The following is a 19,710-nucleotide window of genomic DNA, read 5'->3' on the forward strand; positions in this document are numbered from 1 at the left end:
CGAGCCCCGCGCCAGCGACGGTCAGCCGGCGACCGCCAGGTTCGCGGCCGGCCGGCGACGCGGGACAGCGAGCAGAACGAAGCCTCGATCACAGAGGACGGTGCGGTAGCCGTCCGATGCCAGGCGGTGAGACACGATCACCGGCACGGGTCACCTTTAAGCTGTTCGTTCATCGTCTTGTCGGCCGATGACCCGCTTCTCTAGCCTGAGCCGCTTGAGGTCCGGCGGGGGAGCGACGCGATGGAACTGCAGATTCGGCTCTTGGGTCCGGTCGAAGTCTTCACCGGCGGCCAGGATGTCACCCCTGGAGGGGCCAAGCGGCGGGCGGTTCTGGCGGGGTTGGCGCTCGAGGCGAATCGGCCCGTCTCGCTGACCCGGTTGGCCGGCATGGTGTGGTCCGACGTCCCGCCGGCCTCCGCCGTGGCCAACCTGCGATCCCACGTCGCCGCGCTGCGGCGCACGGTGGGCCCTCGCCTCATCGCCCGCCCGCAGGCGTACGAGTTGCAGTTGACGGCGCATGAGCTGGACGTGACCGAGTTCCAGCGGCTGGCGGGGGAGGGCCGCGCCATGCTGGCCACGCATGACCCGGTCGGTGCCATCGGGAGACTGGGGAGCGCCCTGGCGCAGTGGCGTGGCGCCTGCGGCGACGGCCTGCCGCGCGGCACGGCCCTGGACAATCGCTGGGCGAGCCTCGACGAGCAGCGGCTACAGGTCTTCGAGGAGTTGGCCGAGGCCCGACTGGCCGCCGGCCAGCATGCGCAGATGCTGGCTGAGCTGCGTGGCCACGTCGCCGCACACCCGTTGCGGGAGCGGGCCTGGGCACAGCTCATGCTCGTCCTCTATCGCTGTGGGGACGTGCCGGCGGCGCTTGCCGTCTACCAGGATGCGCGGGCCGTCTTCAGCGAGCAGCTCGGCATCGAGCCCGGTGGCGAGTTGACCGGCCTGCACCGCGCGGTGCTCGACCGGGCACCGGAGTTGTCGTGGACGACCCCGGCCGGGCCCGCGGTCGTGCCGGCCGCGCCGGCCGAGGTGGGGCCGTCCGTCGGGTGGGCGGTGCCGCGCGAGCTTCCGGCGGACCTGGTCACCTTCGTCGCCCGTCCCCGGGAGACTGCGGACGTCGTCGCCGCCCTGCGCGGTCCGGCACCGGCCGCAGTGGTCGTCACCGGCGCAGCGGGCAGCGGCAAGACGGCGCTGGCGGTCCGCGCCGCGCACCAGGTGGCCGCCGACTTCCCCGACGGGCAGGTCTTCGTGGACCTCGACCACCGGACCGCGGTGACGCCGGGTGAGGTGCTGGCCCGGGTGCTGCGCGCGTTGGGGGTGCCGGCGGCCGAGGTGCCCGAGAACGCCGACGAGCGGGCCGGCTGGTTCCGGTCGATGGTGGCCGGGCGCCGGTTGTTGGTGGTCGTGGACGGTGTCACGAGGGCGGCCCAGGTACGGGCGCTGCTTCCCGCCGGTACGGGGCCCGCCCTGATCGCTGTCGCCTCCCGGCGTCTGGGCAGCCTGGACGGCGTTCGCCGGGTGACGTTGCGGCCGCTGGGCGTGGCGCAGGCGCGGGACCTGCTCGCCACCATCGTGGGACGGCAACGGCTGACGGCCGATGGCGCGGCGATGGCGGAACTGGTCGGACTGTGCGCCGGCTCGGTGCTGGCGTTGCGGGTCGCCGGTGCGCGCCTGGCGCGCTGGCCGGCCATGCCGGTGGCCGCCCTCGTCGCCCAGCTCGGCGACGACCGCCACCGGCTCGACCTGCTCGCCGACGAGGACCTGTCGGTGCGCGCCAGCCTGGCCAGTACCGTTGCCGCCGTCCGCGCCGAGGACGAGCTGGCCGGCCCGATTCTGGCCCTGCTCGGTGCCCACCCCGACACGCCGGATCTGGTGGACCGGGCCGCCACCCAGCTCGGGGTCAGCACCCAGCGGATCCGGCGAGCGTTGGACAGCCTCGTCGACGCTCACCTGCTCGCTCCGGACGGTTCCGCCGGCCACCGCCTGCCGGCGCTGGTCCGCGAGTACCTGGCCGAGCTGGCCGCCGTGCCGGCCACACCCCCGTACGCCCTGGCGGGCCCCCGGATCAACCCGGTCGCTGCCTGAGCGGCGGAGCGTCGCCGCGTAAACCTGCTGACCCGCAACGTGGCCCCTCGGCCGCTCCTGTCGTGCCGGCTGGTGTCGAGCCGGAATGTATCTCGACGATATCGATGCGTATAGAAGGCGTTCCTAGCCTGCACTCGTCGTGTCTCCAAGGGACCGGAGGGTGGCGGTGAAGGGACGATCACGGGGCCTCCTGATCGGGGGGCTGGTGGTGGCCATGGTGGCCACGTTGGGTGGGATGGAGGCGCTACCGGGCCGTGATTCCGGCCGAGCCGATCAGGCGGCGGGTGGCGACAAGGATGAGTCGGGTGGCCTGCTGTCGCGGCTGGGGGACGCCGCGCGTGGGCTGGCCGACGGTGGCGAAGGCCGGGCGCGGCCGGAGGTGGTCGGCGCCGGGTTGTTCCAGGCGGAGAAGCCGCTGGCGGGCAAACGTGGCCGGCGCAGAAGCGGGTCAGGGAGTTGACCGGCGAGCGGACGGCGAACACCAGGACGTACCGGCTCTCGGATGGTCGTACCCAGGCGGAGATCTCGGCGGTGCCGGTGCACTATCGGGACGCGAAGGGCCGATGGCAGGCGATCGACACCACCGTGCGCCCCACCGGCGACAAGGGATACGTACAGGGCAACCGCACCAACACCTTTACCAGTCTGTTCGGGGACAGCTCGAAGGATCTGGTCCGGTTCGAGGCCGATGGTCGAAGCGTCGAGCTGGGCTTGGCCGGCGCGGCGAGGAGTGTGACGCCGAGCGCCTCCGGGTCGACGGTGACCTATCCGGGTATCGCCGGTGGCGCCGACGTGGTGTACGACGTCACGTCGACGGCCCTGAAGGAGAAGATCGTCCTGGCGAAGGCGCCGGCCGGGCCGGTGTCGTACACGTTCACGCTGCGGACGGTGGGCCTGAGCGCGCAGCAGCGCGCGGACGGTTCGATCGCGTTCGTCCGCCCGTCCGGTGGTGAGCCGGTGTTCGTGATGCCGGCGCCGTTCATGTACGACTCGAAGGACGACAGGACGTCTCCGCACGGCAGGGTGTGGTCGGACAGGGTGACCCAGCGGGTGCGGCAGATGTACGGGCAGACCACCGTCACGGTGTCCGCCGATGCCGGCTGGTTGGCCGATCCGGCGCGGGTGTATCCGGTGGTGATCGACCCGACCATCAAGATCCAGCCGGTGCCGACGGACGCGCAGGACGTGCAGATCTACTCGGGCGACACCGGCAGGAACTACAACGACACGTACCAGTTGAAGGTCGGCACGGACGAGACGCAGACGTGGCGATCGTTGCTGAAGTTCAATCTGGGCTCGATCCCGGCGAACACGGCGATCGACGATGCCCAGTTGCAGTTGTACTACGACCAGACCCACACCACGTATGCGTACGACGTGCCGATGGAGGCCGGCCGGATCACCTCGGCGTGGAGGGCGGACACCGCGACCTGGGCGAGCATGGCCGGCAACGTCGCCGGTGCGCCGGCCGCCAACGTCGTGACGGTGGACGACGGGGACGCCGGCACGTCGGTGGTGGGCAGTTGGCCGTACTCGGGCAACACCGACATGACGTCGAAGGCGGTCAACGGCGACTACCGGGTGAACAACGACGCCGCGACCGGCGACACGCACACCTGGACGCCGACCCTGACCGAGTCGGGCGACTACAAGGTCGAGGTGCACTACGTCGGCGCTTTCGACCGGGCCACCGCCGCCCCCTACACCGTGTACTACTCGGGTGGGTCGAAGACGTACCACGTCGACCAGACCACTCCGGACAGCGCCGGCGCGTGGGCGACCCTGGGCGTGCACCCGTTCGTCGCCGGCACCAGCGGCAAGGTCGTGCTGGGTGATGTGGCGAACAAGGCGGTCATCGCCGACGCCGTCCGGTTCACCAAGGTCGGGGCGTTCAAGGCGAGCGGCAAGTCGAGCGTGTGGAACTCGTTCCCGGTGCGCAACCTGGTGCAGGACTGGGTCAACGGGACGTACCCGAACCACGGGTTCATGGTCAGGGCGGTGGACGAGGCCACCAAGGGCCGGGGCGGGCCGATCTACGAGGCGTCGGAGTACGCGTACGCCAACGACCGGCGCGACCACAACCTGCCGAAGCTGGTCGTCACGTACGGCCGGCCCGGGGTGGCGGTGAACCCGCCGACGACGGTCACGGCGACCGGCGCGGTGCTGGACTGGCCGGCGTACGTGGATCCGTCCCCGGCCGCGGACGACAACATCGTCGAGTACCAGGTGCACCGGAGCGTGCTCCAGAACTTCACCCCGTCCGCGGCGACGCTGATCGCCCCGGTGCCGCCGGGCGCACGGACGTACCAGGACACCACGGCGGTCCCGACGGCGGCGGACAACACCGACCCGATGGCGCGGAAGTTCTACTACTACATGGTGGCGGTGAAGACCGCCGACGGTCGGCTGATCGCCGGTCCGACCCAGCCGGCGATGCTGCCCAAGGCCGGGCAGATCACCCGGATCTACCGCACCGGGGTGGAGGACACCACCCTGTCCGCGGCCCGCCCCACCGAGAACGTCGACGTCTACGGCGGCGCGTCCGGCGATCCCTACGTCTCGCCGGGGAACAACTCGACCTACTACGGCAGGACCCGCGGCCTGGTGAAGTTCCCCGCCCTGGCGGGCATCCCCACGGACGCCCAGGTCGTCGGCGCCGAGCTGCGGATGTGGAACGCCTACCTCCTCCCGGGCACCAACACCAGCGAGTACGTCGACGTGTACCGGTTGACCCGGCCGTTCAACCAGACCGGCGCGACCTGGAACACCTCGGACGGCACCACGGCGTGGAGCACCCCGGGCGGTGACTACGACACCGGCTGGAAGGCCGGGTTCAACGGGTTCACCAACGACCCGGAGTGGGAGACCTGGGACGTCACCTCGCCGGTGAAGGGCTGGCTGACCAGCCCGGCCAGCAACTACGGGCTGCTGCTGCGTATGCGCGACGAGGCCGCCCAGACCGCGCGGGCGATGCTGCTCTCCGCGGAGGCGCCGGAGCCGATGCTGCGCCCGACGCTGGAGGTCACCTACCTGGAGCAGACCGCCGAGTCGACCTACTACGCCGCCGAGACCCCGCAACTGCTGGTACCGGACACCAACTACACCGTTCCGGTGACGGTGTCGAACCCGACCCTGGCCACGTGGAACCCGACCGACTGGGAGATCTCGTACGACTGGAAGCGGGCCGACGGCGTCACCGACGGCGCGGACCCCAGCTTCGAACTCCGTACGCCGCTGCCGGCGAGCGTTCCGCCCGGCGGCACCGTCGACGTCGCGGCGCAGGTGAAGGCCCCACCGTCGTCGACGGAGGGGAACAAGCGCACCGACTACGTCATCGAGTGGGAGCTACGGAACAAGAACACCGGCAAGAAGCTGTCGGAGACCACACCCATCGAGCCGCTGGCGCAGCGGGTGGCGGTGGAGGAGCCGACCTCCGACCAGCTCGGTCTGGAGAAGTTCTACTCGTACGCGGGCAAGAACACCGGTGCCGGCGGCACGTTGATGAACAACCTGTACTCCGGCAACACCGTCTGGTCGTACGACGCGTTCACGAACCCGTCGCGTGGTCTGTCGACGTTCGTGCGGCTGGCGTACAACTCGCTCGACACCTCCGACACGGTCGCCGGCTACGGCTGGTCGTTGCAGGCGTCGTCGCTGATGCGGCTCGGCACACCGCTGGACTTCCACCCGAACCAGAATCCGACGAAGGTCACCATGACCGATGGTGACGGCACCAGCCACTGGTTCACCTGGGACGCGACCACCTCGACGTGGAAGAGCCCGAAGGGCGTGCACCTGTATCTGGAGAAGGTCACCAGCCTCGACTGCAAGCCGAACACGCAGGAGCCGAAGGCGTGGCGGCTGACCAGGCCGGACCGTACGCAGTTCTACTACGACTGCGAGGGTTTCCTGTCCAGCGCGGTGGACAACAACGGCAACGAACTGGTGTTCACCTACGAGGAGCGCAAGTCGAACAACGCGCCGACGAAGTTCCTCCGCTACCTCACCGACCCGTCCGGCCGGCGGACGCTGACCGTCGACTACTACGTCAAGGGCCAGGACTACGACTACATCGACGACACCAACTGGACCCGGAAATCGGCGACCAAGCTGACCAACCCGAAGATCATTGACCACGTCTCGCAGCTCACCGACATCTCGGGCCGGAAGATGACCTTCACCTACACGGACAAGGGTCTGCTCGGTGAGCTGGTCGACGGCGCCGGGTCGACGAGCGGTGCGGCGAAGGTGTTCAGGTTCGCCTACGACATGACGCAGGGGAACAAGAACGTCAAGCTGGTCAAGGTCACCGACCCGCGTGGTAACGCCACCGGTCTGACGTACAACTATCCGCAGACCGGGGACGACCCGAAGTTCCACTGGACCACGAAGTCGTACCGGGACCGGCTGCTCAACGACACCACCTTTGGCTACCTCGACCCGGACGGTCCGCAGGGCAGGAACATCAACACCACGGTTACCGACGCGGAGAACCACGCCACCGTCTACCAACTGGACGGCTTCGGCCGCCCGTACCAGACGACGGACGCGAAGAACCAGGTCACCAAAATCGAATGGGACGACGACCACAACGTCGCCAAGCTCACCGAGCCCAACGGCGCCGCGTCGACATGGACGTACGACGCCAAGACCGGTTACCCCACCGAGATCAGGGACGCCGAGGCGGTCAGGAACGGTTGGCCGGGCACGGTGTTGACCTACCAGCGTCAGCTCAACGGCTACGTGGCCGACCTGACCGAGAAAACCAGCTCGGCGGGCCGGAAGTGGACCTTCGGGTACGAGCCCGACGGTGACCTGTCCTGGGTGGTCGATCCGATCGGCAACACCACCCCGGCGGCGGACGACTACAAGACGTCCTACACCTACGACGCGTGGGGGCAGATGCTGACGGCGACCGACGCCAACGGCAACACCACCGGGTACGACCAGTTCGATCCGAACGGCTACCCGCAGATCATCATCGACGCGGACCGCAAGCAGACGAAGTTCGTCTACGACGTACGGGGCCAGGTCCGCAAGGTCACCGACGCGCTCGACCACGACACCACCCAGAGCTACGACACGTTCGGTCGCCCGCTGGAGAACAGGGTGGCCAAGAAGCAGGCCGGCGACGACTGGATCACCACTCCGGCACCGACGTACGACGCGAACGACAACGTCGTCGAGTCGACTGCGGCGAACGGCGCCGTCACCACGGCCTTCTACGACGCGGCCGATCAGCTCATGTGGACCAGGGCCCCGGTCGACGTCGTGGGCGACCCGGAGCGCAAGACCTCCTACACCTACGACAAGGTCGGCAACCTGAGAACCACCACCGAGCCGAAGGGCAACCTGACGCCGCAGGCCGGTGACCACACCACCACCAACGCCTACGACCCGATCTACCAGCTCACCAGCGTCACCAACGCCAAGGGTGAGCCGATCACCTACGAGTACGACAACGCCGGCAACGTCGTCACCGTGGTCGACCCGCGTAAGAACGCCACCACCGACCCGGCCGACTACACCAGCAAGATGGAGTACGACCGGGCGCACCGGGTCACCAAGACCATCGACGCGATCGGCAAGTTCACCACCAACACCTACGACCGCGACGGTCTGGTCACCGCGACCACCGACCAGTCGGGCAACACCACCGAGGTCACCCTCGACGCCCGGGGCATGCCCACCGAGGTGAGGGTGCCGCACAAGTACGACGGCGCCACCATCACCTACCGCACCACCCGGTACGAGTACGACCAGGTCGGCAACCAGACCAAGGTGATCACCCCGCGCGGCGTGGCCACCACCGACGACCCGGACGACTTCGCCACCGTCACCGTCTACGACAAGCTCAACCGGGTCAAGGAAACCCACACCGCCTACGACAAGGACGACGCGCGCTACCAGACCGCCGACGTCACCACCTACACCTACGACGCAGTCGGCCGCCTGATCACCCTGTCCGCGCCACCGTCGGCCGGGCAGACAGTTCGGAACGACACCACCTACACCTACTACGACAACGGCTGGACGAAGTCGTCCACCGATCCGTGGGACATCGTCACCGCCTACGACTACAACAAGCTCGGTGCCCAGACCTCAAGGACGGTCACCTCGGCGGGTGGGTCGTCGAACCGGACCATGACCTGGTCCTACTTCCCCGACGGCAAACTGGCGACCCGCACCGACGACGGCGTGCCCGTCGGCCAGCAGGTCGTCCTGGTCGACAACTCCGACTTCAACAACACCTCGACCACCGGCACCGGCACCTGGACCGCCGCCGACACCGCAACCGGCAGATACGGCACCGACTACGCCACCCGCCCGGCCGGCACCGGCACCAACACCTTCACCTGGCAACTCAACGTCCCGCAGGCCGGCACGTACGAGGTGTTCGCCTACTACCCGCAGGTCACCGGGGCGGCCACCGACGCCAAATACACCGTCAACCACGGCGGCGGCAACACCGTCAAGACCGTCAACCAGACCACCAACACCGGCACCTGGTTCAGCCTCGGCTCCTACCGCTTCACCGAGGGCAACACCCAGAGGGTGACGCTGTCCGACCAGGCCACCGGCACGGTGGTCGCCGACGCCGTCAAACTCGTCCGCGACAACTCGGGCGAGGTCGACGACGAAAAGGTGGACTACCGCTACCGCTACGACCCCAACGGCAACCAGACGATCATCGAGGACAGGAGCGCCGGCGCACTGGTCGACACCTACGAGATGACCTACACGGGTCTCAACCAGGTCGAGACGGTACGCGAGTACAAGGCGGGCGGGCTGAAGAACACGACGTCCTTCAGCTACAACGAGAACGGGTCCCCGCTGACGGTCGGGCACGACCGGACGTACTCCGAGTACACCTACGAGGCGCGGGACCTGGTGGAGACGGTGCTCAACGGAGCGTCCGCGAACGATCCCGAGCGGAAGACGACAACCTTCACGTACACCGACCGGGGAGAGCGACTCCGTCAGGTCAAGGGCAACGGCAACGTGGTCGACCACACGTACTACCTGGACGGGCTGCCGAAGACCCAGGTCGAGAAGACGGCCGGCGGCAGGCTCGTCGCCGACTACCACATGGAGTACGACCTCAACGGCAACCGGAAACGCAGCACGACGACCAAGATGAACGCCGACGACAACTCGGCCACGTTGAGCACCCAGTACGACTACACCTACGATCCGCGCGACCGCATCGCCTCGGTCATCAGGACCGGGACCGGCGCCGGGGTGGAGAACTACGTCCACGACGCCAACAACAACGTCCTCACCCAGTCGGTCGACGGGGCCACCACCAGCTTCGAGTACGACCGGAACCGGCTGTTGACGTCGACCACGTCCGGGCTCAGGTCCTCCTACAACTACGATCCGTTCGGTCGCCTGGACGCCGTCACCGCCGGTGGCACGCTCCTGCAACGGAACGTCTACGACGGCTTCGACCGGATCGTCGAGAACCGGACCAGCACGTCGGTCACGAAGTTCACGTTCGATCCCCTGGACCGTACGAGGACCGAGACGACCAACGCTGGTACAGCCAAGGCGGAGACCACCACCTTCAACTACCTGGGCCTGTCGCGCGACGTCATCGACGAAGAGGTGGCGGGCTCGGTGACACGGTCGTACCGGTACTCGCCGTGGGGGGAACGACTCGCGCAGGTCACCTACAAGTCGGGCGGTGCCAAGGAGTACGCCTACTACGGGTACAACACGCACACCGATGTCGAGGTGCTCACGGGCGCCGGCGGAAACGCGCTGGCCACCTACGGGTACACCGCCTACGGCAGCGATGACACCGCCCAGTTCACCGGTCTCGACAAGCCGGATCCGGCGAACCCGGACAAGAAGCCGTACAACACCTACCGGTACAACGCCAAGCGGGTGCAGGGCGGCGGTTCCGGAACCTACGACATGGGCTTCCGGAAGTACGATCCGGGTCTCAACCGGTTCCTGACCCGGGACAGCTACAACGGCGCCCTGGCCGATCTGCGGCTCGGCCTCGACCCGTGGAACGCCAACCGGTACGCCTTCGCCGGCGGCAACCCGATCTCCCGCGTCGAGATCGACGGTCACTCGTCGTGCAGTTGGAATCCGCTCACCTGGGGAGACTGCGCGAAGGACGCCTACAACGCGGTGGACGAATTCGTCACCAACACGGTTCCCGAGTTCGTGACCGAGGACATCCCCGAATGGTGGAACGAGACGGCCGTGCCGGCGTTGGAGGACGCCTGGGAGGACGTCAAGCAGGGGGCCAGTGACGCCTGGGACAAGACGAAGGAAGTCGCCAACCAGGTGATGGACTCCGACTTCGTCGCGGGTGCCGCTGACTGGTGGAACAAGTACGGCGGATACGTGGGCCTGGGGGCCGCGGCGCTCTGCATCGTCATCTCCGCCGGTGCCTGCACCGGGCTCGCCCTGATCGTCGCTGGCGCGAGCATCATGTCTCGCGGCTACAACCTGCGGGAGAAGGAGAAGGCCGGGACCGCCACGACGACGGACTATGTCGACGCGGGCACCGGCGCCGCCATGGATCTGATGTTCGCCTTCGTGCCAGGGGCCCGGGTGAAGGGAGTCAAGTTCTGGGACACTCCGTTCAATACCTTCGTCGCCGGATCTGCGGCTCAGGCCGGAGCCTGGACGGCTGGCCAGCTCTATCCCGGCGGCCTATTGTTCAACACATTCCTCGAAGGTAAGTAGGCAGTCCGCGGTCATGCCGTGACGACGTGTCGGGGGTCGCTGGGCGACGGGTCCGGCGACCCCCGAGCACGGTGCTGAGGGGGCCAACATGGGGCGTGACTTCCACGACCGGCGAGCGCGGGTACTTGTCGCCGTGATCGCCGTTCTGGCGATGCTCTTCCTGGTGCCCGCGGCATCGGTGGCGGGCACGTTCCGGTTCCGGAACGGCACGTACAGCGACGGTCAGGTCGTCGACGGCCTCGCGTTGACGGTCGTGCGGGGCCGGTCGGGCGAGGCGAAGGTGGAGTATTTCGTCGACGCCAAGCGGTATGAGACCTGGGTCGACTGCGGCGCCTCCTGCCCGAAGGAGGGCGACCGGATGGAGGTCGAGTACTCCGCCAGTGACCCGACGAAGGTGGTCCGGAACCGGAAGCGCCCGTACTCGGCTCTCGACGTGGGCGCGCTGTCTCTGATCGGACTCGGCATCGTGGCCTGCGCGATTCTGCTGCGCCGCGACCTGACGGCCCGTCGGTGAGATGACGCCGCCTTCGGCGGCGACGTTGGGAACAGTTGGAATCGACCCCGAAGGTGGGTTCACGATGACGAACGACAGCCCGGCCGCTCGCGAGGGAACCATGTCCGTCACCCTCAGCCGTCCGGCCGGCACCTTCCTCTACGCCGCCAGCAAGCCCCGTCTGTCACTCGACGGCGGCGATCCGGTGGCGCTCTCCTGGGGCACCCACCGCCTTCCGGTCACCGCCGGTCGCCATCGCGTGCAGGCGTGGGTGCCGTACCTCCTTCCGCGCCGGGCCGGTCGCGCGGAGGCGGTGGTCGCCGTCGCGTCCGGCCGCACCGCCGAGATCGAGTACGTCGCGCCGGTGGTCACCTTCGCGAAGGGCCACCTCGGGGCGCCGAGCCGGCGGAAGGCGAAGCGCTCCTCCGCGGTGATGGTCTTCAACGGCATCGCCGCCGTCCTGTTCGTGCTCATGCTGGCGGTGACGATCCTCGGTCGGTAGCTGACCGACGAGCGGCGCGGTCCCGTCCGCCGGCATACCGATGGACGGGACCGGGCCGACATGCCGCTACCCGCCACGCCTCGCGGTGTCGACGATCTGCGCGCATGGCAGCTCGGCCCCGTCCTGCCAGCGGCTTCCCGCCACGGCGACGGGGTAGCTGACCTCAGTGGCCTGTCCGTCGGCGGTTTCCACCGAGAACCGTATCGACAGCGGCTCGGTCGAGAACGCGCTGGCGCACTCGATGCTCAGCCTGACGTCGATCCAAACGGTGCCGGCGGGGCGTAGCAGCCGAGACTGGCCGGTGTCATGGAGCCGGAGGCCGGGGCGCTGACCGGTGGCGGCACGAACCGTGACCGGCGCGGGGCCAGCGTTGATCACTGCCAGTTGCCCGTTCATCTCAAGGACACCGATGGCGTTCGAACCCCCGCCACTGATCGATGCGGGGAAGGCCACGAGTGAGACCGCGGCGTTCCGCTCCCGCTCCTGCCGCGAGTCCCGCAGCTCGTTGACGCCGACGCCGCCGAGGACAACGCCGACCACGAAGGCGGCGACGAGCCCCAGGTTCATCTTCCGCCTGGTCGTCAGGCGGCCAGGGGCGGTGCCGTCCGCCGGCTGGCTGTCGAGCTCGTCCAGGTCGATCACTTCGCGTTCCGCCGGCATGACGTCAGCCTAGAGCTGTCTCCGGCCGCGCGGGTGCCGGCCGCACCGCCGGGACCGCCGGTACCGGTTGGTGTCGTCGAATATCGCGGGACCGGCGCCGCCGGGACGGCTACCGTCGCCAGGTGACATCGAACTTGGACTGTGTCGGGCTCGGCGTGACCGATCGCGCCGGTATGCGGCGGTTGGTGGACATCGCGTTGGCGGGCGCCGAGCGACTGGGGGAGGCGGACGGGGTATCGGTGCTGCGCTGGCAGGATCCCAGCGGCGCCAGGCTGGTGCTGGGCGTGCGGGGTGACGAGGTCGTCGACCTGTTGCCGTCGTACGCCGGTACGCCGGGGGCTCGACTGGCCGACGTCCGCGCGGTGAACGAGGACGTGGCCGTCGCCGACGTCCTCGACGACGGCGGCGAGCAGGCCACCATGCTCGCCGCCGAGCTGGAGCAGCGGCGGCTGCTGCCCGCCGCGACCGGCCCGGTGGGCGGGCTGGCCTGCGTGGTCGCGCTCGGGGTCGACGTCGCCGTGTACGCCGACGCCGAGGCGTTCGCCGCGTCGGACGCGAGCCTCGTCGGCGACAGGGACGACCCCGGCGACCCGCCGGCGCACGTCGTGGAGCAGGGCTGGCCGTGGCCGCCACGGATGGCCACCGAGTCGTTCGTCTCGTACGGCGTGTTCGGCGAGCCCGCGCAGGCGCAGGCGTACGCACGGCTCAACGGCACGGTGCTCGGCGCGGAACCGCGGACGGTCACCGCGACCGGGCAGCGGTTCGTCGCCGCTCGGGTGCGTACCGCCGGGTTCGAGGCCGACGTCTGCCTGCCGGCCGGCGACGCCGGGGGCGTGCCGCAGCCCGGCAACGTCGTCGCCGGGACCGTGTTCCTGGTCGGCTCGCTGCCGGTCCCGACGGCGGCCGGCGGTGGCGCCGCCCCGGCCAAGCGTTCCTGGCTGCCGTGGCGGCGTTGAGAGGTCAGCCACGCTGACGCCCCGGGGTGACGGCGGCCGGTGGCCGGAGCCGGCCCGCCTCGACCGGCCGTCGACGTCGGCTCGACCCGTCCGTGGTCACGTCGATGCCGGTCGGAAGTCGTGCGTACCGGCCCTGGTATGGGCGGGCCGGTGGATGCCGGTACGGGTCGACCGGGCAGCCGGCGGGCGGCGGAGATGACCAGCGACGGCCTGCTCACCACACTGTCGTACGTGGCCACCCGGTACGACCGGTTGGCGCCGCCGGCCGTCGGTCCCGGCGCTGGTCCGGTGAGCGCCCCCGGCCCGCCTCACTCGCCGAACTGGGGCGTGGGTTGGCACAGTTGGGACAGGACCGCGCGCAGCGTGGTGGCGAAGGCTGCCGGGTGCTGGGTGTAGCCGGCATGCGCGCCGGGGAATTCGACCACCGGCAGGCCCAGCCGCGCGGCCACCGCGTCACCTCCGCGACCCGGGTAGTACGCGCGGCTCTCCACGCCCACGCCGATGACGATCGGGATCTCGCTCACCGTCAGCGCGTCGTAGTCCGGCTCGAACGCCACGAATGGCGCAAACTCCCGGGTCATGAGGTATTCCGCGTTTCCCATGAACCGGCTCACCTCCCGCAGCGGCCGCGGGCCGTAGGCCGCGAGCCGCTGGCCCACCCGCATGGCCCCGCCGAGCAGCCGTCGCCCGACCCGGTTGTGCACCACGGCCGGGCTGTCGGCACGGTCGATCGTCGTCATGAACCGGAGGTAGCTCGGCCACGGCCCCTCGCGCCGCGTGATCTCGTCGAGTTCGTCGATCAGGGCGCGGTCGCCGGCGGACAGGAGGCTGAAGACCGGCGGCTCATGCGCGATCAGCCCTTCGACCACATCGCGGTGTCGGGCGGCCAGATCCAGGCCGATGAGCGCGCCGCCGCTGCCGCCGAACACCAGCGCCGAGGTGAGCTGGTGATGGGCGAGCACAGCGAGCGCGTCCGCGCTCTGCTCCGCCATCCGCAGCGGCGCGCTCCGATCGTCGACGGTGCTCCGCGAGTTGCCGCGCCGGTCGTAGGTGAGCACGGTGTAGTCGTCGGCGAGCGCCTCCGCCACCTGGCTGTAGTAGCCGGCGTCCCCGCCACCACCGGAGATCATCAGCAACGCGGGCCCGTTGCCGCGGCGCTCGCAGTACAGTGACGCGCCGTCGGTGCGGATCATGTCGGTCTGGATCACTTCAGGCCTCCTGCAAGGGTGTCGAAGGCGTGGTCGACCGCGGCGATGTGGTCGGTGGTGACCTCGTCGGCAGTCGCACCGGCGAGCATGCGGCTCGCGGTCTCGGCGTAGACGGTGCGGAACGCGGCGATGACCAGTGCCGCGGTCAGCCGGGGGTGCGGATCGATGTCGGCGAGCAGGCCAGCGAGGTGGGCCTCCAGTTCCTCGACCGCCTCGCGGGCCCTGGCGCGTAGCGCGGCGGAGTCGAGGACCGTACGCCAGAAGGAGGGGAACGAGTCCTGGAACCCGCCGAGCGGGTGGCCCTGCTTGGCCAGCCCGACGAAGAGTCGCCGCAGCGCGTGCATCGGCGGCTCGCCCGCGTCGCGCTCCCGGATCGCCCTGGTGAGCAGCTCGTGCGCCTGTGGGAGGCGGTCGAGGAGGATGTCCTCCTTGCGCGGAAAGTAGTTGAACACCGTCACCTTCGACACGTCCGCCGCTTCGGCGATCTCGGCGACCGTCACACCGTCGAACCCGCGCTCGACGAACATCGAGGTGGCCACGTCGGCGATGCGTTGCCGCGTCTCGGCCTTCTTCCGTTCACGCAACGAAGCCACGGTAAAAAATATACCGGACTCAAACTTGAGTCCGGTATACAAATTTTCCCTCGGGGTCAACCCGTGGTGGCGGGATCGAACTCGCGGTGCTCCACCAGGACCAGCCAGTTGCCGGAGTTGTCGCGGGCGACCGCCTCCACCCCGTACGGCCGCTCGGCCGGCTCCTGAATGAACTCGACGCCCTTGGCGCGCAGCTCCTGGTAGGTCTTGCGGCAGTCGTCCACGTTCAGCCCGAGCCCGAACAGACCGCCCTCGTCCTGCGCGCGACGCAGGGTGGCCGCCACCTCCGGCGAGTACGGCGGACCGGGCGGGGTCAGGTGCACCTGCAGTTCCGGCTGGTTCGGATGGGTGATCGTGCACCAGCGGTACGCGCCGTCACCCACGGTGATGTCCGTCTGCTCGACGAACCCGAGCACGTCGAGGTAGAACGCCTTGGCCGCGTCGATGTCCTTGACCAGCACGGTAATGATGGAGATGTTGGTAATCACGCGACCAGACTAGGAACTGGCTGGTCAGGCCGGCTTGTCCTCGCTTGCGGAGCGGCGTCGCTCGGCGAGCCCCCACATCAGCAGGAAACACCCGGGGATCCGCGGCGCCCCGGTCGCGGCCCAGCGCCGGTGGAACTCGCTCGGCGTCTCCCCGACGAGGTCGCGGAAGCGGCGACTGAACGAACCGAGGCTGGTGAATCCGACGGCGTGGCAGACCTCGGTGACGCTGAGGTTGGTGGCCCGCAACAGGTCCTGCGCCCGCTCGATCCGGCGACGGGACAGGTGGGCGGCGGGGGAGAGACCGTAGGTGACGGTGAAGAGCCGCTGGAAGTGGTATCTGCTCACCCCCGCGACCGCGGCGACGGTGGCCAGGTCCAGCGGCTCGGCGTAGTGCCGGTCCATGTGGTCCCGGGCGCGGCGCAGGTGAACCAGCAGGTCGGCCGGGGCCTGACGGGGCGGGACGCTCATCAGGTCCAGGATAGGAGGTCGGACGTCGTCGGCGGCGGTCCGCACCTCCCCGCCGTCAGGCGTCGATCTCGATCACGTTGGTGGGCATCCGCCGGGGCACGGGCGGCAGTTCCGCGTCGGGTCCCCAGCCCACCCGGACCACCAGGTACGGCTCGCCCACACCGGCCAGCAGGTCGCGCATCATCCGGCGCGGCCAGGCCACTTCGATGGCGTCGCTGATCGGCGCGGTGGCCAGCCCTTCGGCGGTCGCGGTGAGCAGCAGCGCCGACAGCGCCTCACCGCCCCGCAGCCAGGCTGTGCGGTCGTCCCGAGGGCCGAAGAGGATCACGTACGCCGCGCCCCGGTCGAAGTCGGCGCCGGGGCTCAGCCCGGCGGCACCGCCGGGTGCGTGGTCGCGTAGCGGCACCCGCCGGGGTGCGGGACGGACGGCCGTGGCAGTGGGCACCCCGTCGCCGCTGTCGGCCGGTCGGTCGGTCCACCGACGCAGCTCCTCCAGGTACGCCGGGTCGGCCAGCTCGGCGTCGGCCGCGCGGGCGGTGGAGACGGCCAGCATCGGCATCTGGTCCGGCCGCACGACGTGCAGTTGGGTGCCCTCGGCCTCGACCGCGGCGCGCAGCAGGGACAGCAGCGCATCGGACACCGGCCGGTCGCTGTACGCGCGGCGGTCGGTGCGTCGCCGGGGGATGGCGTCCACCAGGCGACCGGCCGTGATGTCCAGCTCGACCGGGCCGGTGGTGCGCAGCCGGGCCAACAGCGCCGGATCGTCCGCGTCGGGGAGCCGTGCGACGGTCACGCCCCAGCCGACGGCGGCCAGGGACACCCGGGCGTGGTGCAGGGCGGCGCCGCAGCTCAGCGCCAGCAGCCGGCCGTCCGGGTCGGTGGTGCCGAGTTGCCGTTCGGGGTCGGCCCGCAGTTCGAGGGCGTCCGGGGTGATCCGCCAGCGCCAGGGCTGGGTGTTGAACACCGAGGGCGCGTGGAGGGACTGCCGGGCCGCCGCCTCGAGCATCCGTACTGTGGGCGCCTGCTCCCTCCCGGTCGATGGCTGGATCATGGTGGCGCCCCCTTGCTACTCGTGCCCCGCCCATCCTCTGCGGGCGCGGACGGCGGGGACAGGGCCGGAGGGCCCGCGACAACCGGGTCTGTGGTCCCGGCTCAGACGGCCTGCGGCGGGGTCGGCGGTACGGCCAGGGCGAGGGTGAGGTCGAGGACGGTGGCCGGGTCGTGCAGCCGGTCGCCGTACAGCTCGCGCAGCTTGCCCATCCGGTAGCGGACGGTCTGCGGGTGCACGAACAGGTCGGCCGCCACGTCGTCGCGGCGGCCCTGGTGCAGCAGCCAGGACCGCAGTGTCTCGGCGAGCCGGTGCGCGGTGGCCGGGGGCAGCGACGCCAGCGGGCGCAGCGCCTGGGCGCGCAGGTCGGCCAGTCCTTCCGGGTCCATGCTGAGCAGCAGCTCGGCGAGGTGTTGCTCGGTGTCGACCGGGCCGGCGTCCGGCGTGCCGAGGCCGAGCGCCAGCGCCCGGGTGGCGCGCTGGTAGGAGGTGGAGACCCGGTGCCATGGCCGGGCCGGGCCGAGCACCGCCCGGTGCCCGGACAGCAGCCGGGTGAGCTGCCGGCGCCGGCCGCCGTGCACGTCCGGCACCAGCAGGACGGCCAGCTCCTCGACCGGGTCCATCCCGGGCAGGTCCTCGCCACTCTCCAGGGTGTGGGTGCTGAGCAGGGCGAGCACCGCGCGCAGGTTCCGGCGGGGCAACAGCACGACGGTGAGGGTCTGCGGCAGCGGCCAGTCGGCCCGCTCGGCGCTGCGCCGCAGGATCTCCTCCGGCTCCCCGGCGAGCAGTTGCTGGGCGAGGCGTTCCAGGTTCCGGCGCCGGGCCCGGCCGGCGCTGGCCAGTTCGTCCGCGTGTCCGGCTACGCTGGCCGCCGACAGCTCGTCGATGTACGCGAACATCAGCTCGGCGAACTCGGCCACCGTCCCGGCGGCCAGCCCGCTACGTACAGTGGTGGCGGAGACCTCGCGCCACGCCACCCGCGCACCCACCCGGTACGCGGCCAGCAGCGCGTCCATGCTCCGCCCGGAGCGGGCCTCCCCACTGCCCAGGGCGTACGCGGCCTCCAGGGCGGGGGTCAGCGGGGTGCTCGGGTCGGTCGACTGCGCCCCCTCGATGAGGTGCAGGAACGTGCCGAGGGCGATGCGGACGGCCTTCTCGATCTTCTCCCGCATGGCGCCCTTCAGCGCGCCGGAGTAGGCGGGCACCTCGGCGGTGATGGCGCTGACGGTCCGTTCGGCCACCACGGGGAGACGGTCGCGGAGCCGGGAGGCGACCCGTTCGTCCAGTTCGAGATGGCCGGCGTGACGCGTCGTCCCGGACTCGTCCAGCATCTTGTTCTCTCCGCACAAAAACCTGTGATTGATTCACCTTTGTCGGACAAGATGTTATGCGATCGGGTAGCCACCCTGGTCACATGACCACAACCGCCCGCCCGAGGGTCTCCTTCCGGCACCGGCTGCTGCGACTGGCCGAGACGGTCACCACCCCGCTGCTGCCGGAGGACTACCTCGACCTGGTCGCGCCGCTGCGGGCCGGCGCCGACCTACGTGGCCGGATCGTCGCGGTACGCGCGGAGACCCGGGACGCCGCGACCGTGGTCATCGAGCCGGGCCGCGGCTGGCGTGGTCACCGGCCCGGACAGTACGTGCGCCTCGGCGTGGACGTCGAGGGGGTACGCCAGTGGCGGGCGTACTCGCTCACCTCGGTGCCGGGCGGCGCGCAGCGCCGGATCGCCATCACGGTGAAGGCGATCCCGGACGGCAAGGTCAGCAACCACCTCGTCCGCCGGGCCCGGCCCGGCACGATCGTCCAGCTCGACCAGGCGCAGGGCGACTTCGTGCTGCCCGAGACGACCCCCGAGCGGATCCTCTTCCTCACCGCCGGCAGCGGCATCACCCCGGTCATGGGGATGCTCCGTGCCGGCCTGCCCGACCGGGCCGACGTCGTGCTGGTGCACTCGGCGCCCACCGGGGACGACGTCATCTTCGGCGCGGAGCTGCGGGCGCTCGCCGCGCGCGGTGCGCTGCGGCTGGTCGAGCGGCACACCGACACCGACGGGCTGCTCGGCGTCCACGAACTGGACGACCTCGTGCCCGACCACACGCAGCGGCAGACCTGGGCGTGCGGGCCAATCGGCCTCCTCGACGCGGTCGAGGCGCACTGGGCCGCCCGGGGCGTCGCCGACCGGCTGCACACCGAACGGTTCCGGCCCACCGTGATCTCCCCGGGGGACGGCGGCACGGTGACCTTCACCGGTGCCGGCGTGACCGCCGAGGCCGACGGGGCCACCTCGATCCTGGACGTCGGCGAGAACGCGGGCGTGCTCATGCCGTCGGGCTGCCGGATGGGGATCTGCTTCGGCTGCGTCGTGCCGCTGCGCGAGGGCGCGGTCCGCGACCTGCGCAACGGCGACCTCACCACCGCCGTCCCCGGCGACGGCGTACTCATCCAGACCTGCGTGTCGGCGGCCGCCGGTACCTGCGACATCGAACTCTGACAGGAG

The 19,710-nt window shown here is 70.3% G+C and carries 14 protein-coding genes; 7 read left to right on the forward strand and 7 right to left on the reverse strand.

What is annotated here, in order from left to right; translation table 11 throughout:
- Positions 1 to 240 precede the first annotated feature (240 nt).
- From GA0070604_RS11465 to GA0070604_RS11485, 5 genes are all read left to right on the forward strand, one after another.
- Positions 241 to 2,085, forward strand: a complete 1,845-nt coding sequence (locus GA0070604_RS11465) for an AfsR/SARP family transcriptional regulator (RefSeq protein WP_091117935.1) — start codon at positions 241 to 243, stop codon at positions 2,083 to 2,085.
- A gap of 166 nt (positions 2,086 to 2,251) precedes the next feature.
- Positions 2,252 to 2,545 (forward strand): hypothetical protein, encoded by a 294-nt coding sequence (locus tag GA0070604_RS11470; RefSeq protein ID WP_091117936.1) that lies wholly within the window; start codon positions 2,252 to 2,254, stop codon positions 2,543 to 2,545.
- Positions 2,542 to 10,791 carry a golvesin C-terminal-like domain-containing protein gene (locus GA0070604_RS11475; protein ID WP_091117937.1) on the forward strand — a complete coding sequence of 2,750 codons (8,250 nt, stop codon included), beginning with the start codon at positions 2,542 to 2,544 and terminating at the stop codon, positions 10,789 to 10,791. Before GA0070604_RS11470 ends, GA0070604_RS11475 begins: the two co-directional genes overlap by 4 nt.
- 88 nt (positions 10,792 to 10,879) lie before the next feature.
- Positions 10,880 to 11,305: a hypothetical protein gene (locus GA0070604_RS11480; RefSeq protein WP_091117938.1), complete on the forward strand. Its 426-nt coding sequence runs from the start codon at positions 10,880 to 10,882 to the stop codon at positions 11,303 to 11,305.
- Positions 11,306 to 11,369: 64 nt separating this feature from the next.
- Complete coding sequence (locus GA0070604_RS11485) at positions 11,370 to 11,786, forward strand: hypothetical protein (protein WP_141721276.1); 417 nt, start codon at positions 11,370 to 11,372, stop codon at positions 11,784 to 11,786.
- A 66-nt stretch (positions 11,787 to 11,852) separates the two neighbouring features.
- Here the strand turns inward: GA0070604_RS11485 and GA0070604_RS11490 are convergent, their stop codons facing one another.
- Complete coding sequence (locus tag GA0070604_RS11490) at positions 11,853 to 12,446, reverse strand: hypothetical protein (protein WP_091117940.1); 594 nt, start codon at positions 12,444 to 12,446, stop codon at positions 11,853 to 11,855.
- A gap of 122 nt (positions 12,447 to 12,568) precedes the next feature.
- Here GA0070604_RS11490 and GA0070604_RS11495 point away from each other — a divergent pair, with 122 nt between their 5' ends.
- Positions 12,569 to 13,402 carry a hypothetical protein gene (locus tag GA0070604_RS11495; protein ID WP_141721277.1) on the forward strand — a complete coding sequence of 278 codons (834 nt, stop codon included), beginning with the start codon at positions 12,569 to 12,571 and terminating at the stop codon, positions 13,400 to 13,402.
- Between the two features lie 308 nt (positions 13,403 to 13,710).
- Here the strand turns inward: GA0070604_RS11495 and GA0070604_RS11500 are convergent, their stop codons facing one another.
- The 6 genes from GA0070604_RS11500 to GA0070604_RS11525 all read right to left on the reverse strand — a co-directional run bounded on the left by GA0070604_RS11500 (position 13,711) and on the right by GA0070604_RS11525 (position 18,538).
- Positions 13,711 to 14,610, reverse strand: a complete 900-nt coding sequence (locus GA0070604_RS11500; RefSeq protein WP_208602021.1) for an alpha/beta fold hydrolase — start codon at positions 14,608 to 14,610, stop codon at positions 13,711 to 13,713.
- Positions 14,607 to 15,203: a TetR/AcrR family transcriptional regulator gene (locus GA0070604_RS11505; RefSeq protein ID WP_377593761.1), complete on the reverse strand. Its 597-nt coding sequence runs from the start codon at positions 15,201 to 15,203 to the stop codon at positions 14,607 to 14,609. Before GA0070604_RS11505 ends, GA0070604_RS11500 begins: the two co-directional genes overlap by 4 nt.
- A gap of 56 nt (positions 15,204 to 15,259) precedes the next feature.
- Positions 15,260 to 15,691, reverse strand: coding sequence for a VOC family protein (locus tag GA0070604_RS11510; protein ID WP_091117943.1), 432 nt, complete (start codon positions 15,689 to 15,691; stop codon positions 15,260 to 15,262).
- A gap of 24 nt (positions 15,692 to 15,715) precedes the next feature.
- Entirely contained in the window at positions 15,716 to 16,159 is a 444-nt protein-coding gene (locus GA0070604_RS11515) for a helix-turn-helix domain-containing protein (protein WP_244161847.1), read from the reverse strand.
- Between the two features lie 55 nt (positions 16,160 to 16,214).
- A complete protein-coding gene (locus GA0070604_RS11520) occupies positions 16,215 to 17,210 on the reverse strand; it encodes an Acg family FMN-binding oxidoreductase (protein WP_091117944.1) in 996 nt (331 codons plus the stop codon).
- A gap of 101 nt (positions 17,211 to 17,311) precedes the next feature.
- A complete protein-coding gene (locus GA0070604_RS11525; RefSeq protein WP_091117945.1) occupies positions 17,312 to 18,538 on the reverse strand; it encodes a PucR family transcriptional regulator in 1,227 nt (408 codons plus the stop codon).
- Between the two features lie 83 nt (positions 18,539 to 18,621).
- Here GA0070604_RS11525 and GA0070604_RS11530 point away from each other — a divergent pair, with 83 nt between their 5' ends.
- Positions 18,622 to 19,704, forward strand: a complete 1,083-nt coding sequence (locus GA0070604_RS11530; protein ID WP_091117946.1) for a ferredoxin reductase — start codon at positions 18,622 to 18,624, stop codon at positions 19,702 to 19,704.
- Positions 19,705 to 19,710: the final 6 nt, after the last annotated feature.

The organism is Micromonospora eburnea (genome assembly GCF_900090225.1).
Classification (GTDB): Bacteria; Actinomycetota; Actinomycetes; order Mycobacteriales; family Micromonosporaceae; genus Micromonospora; species Micromonospora eburnea.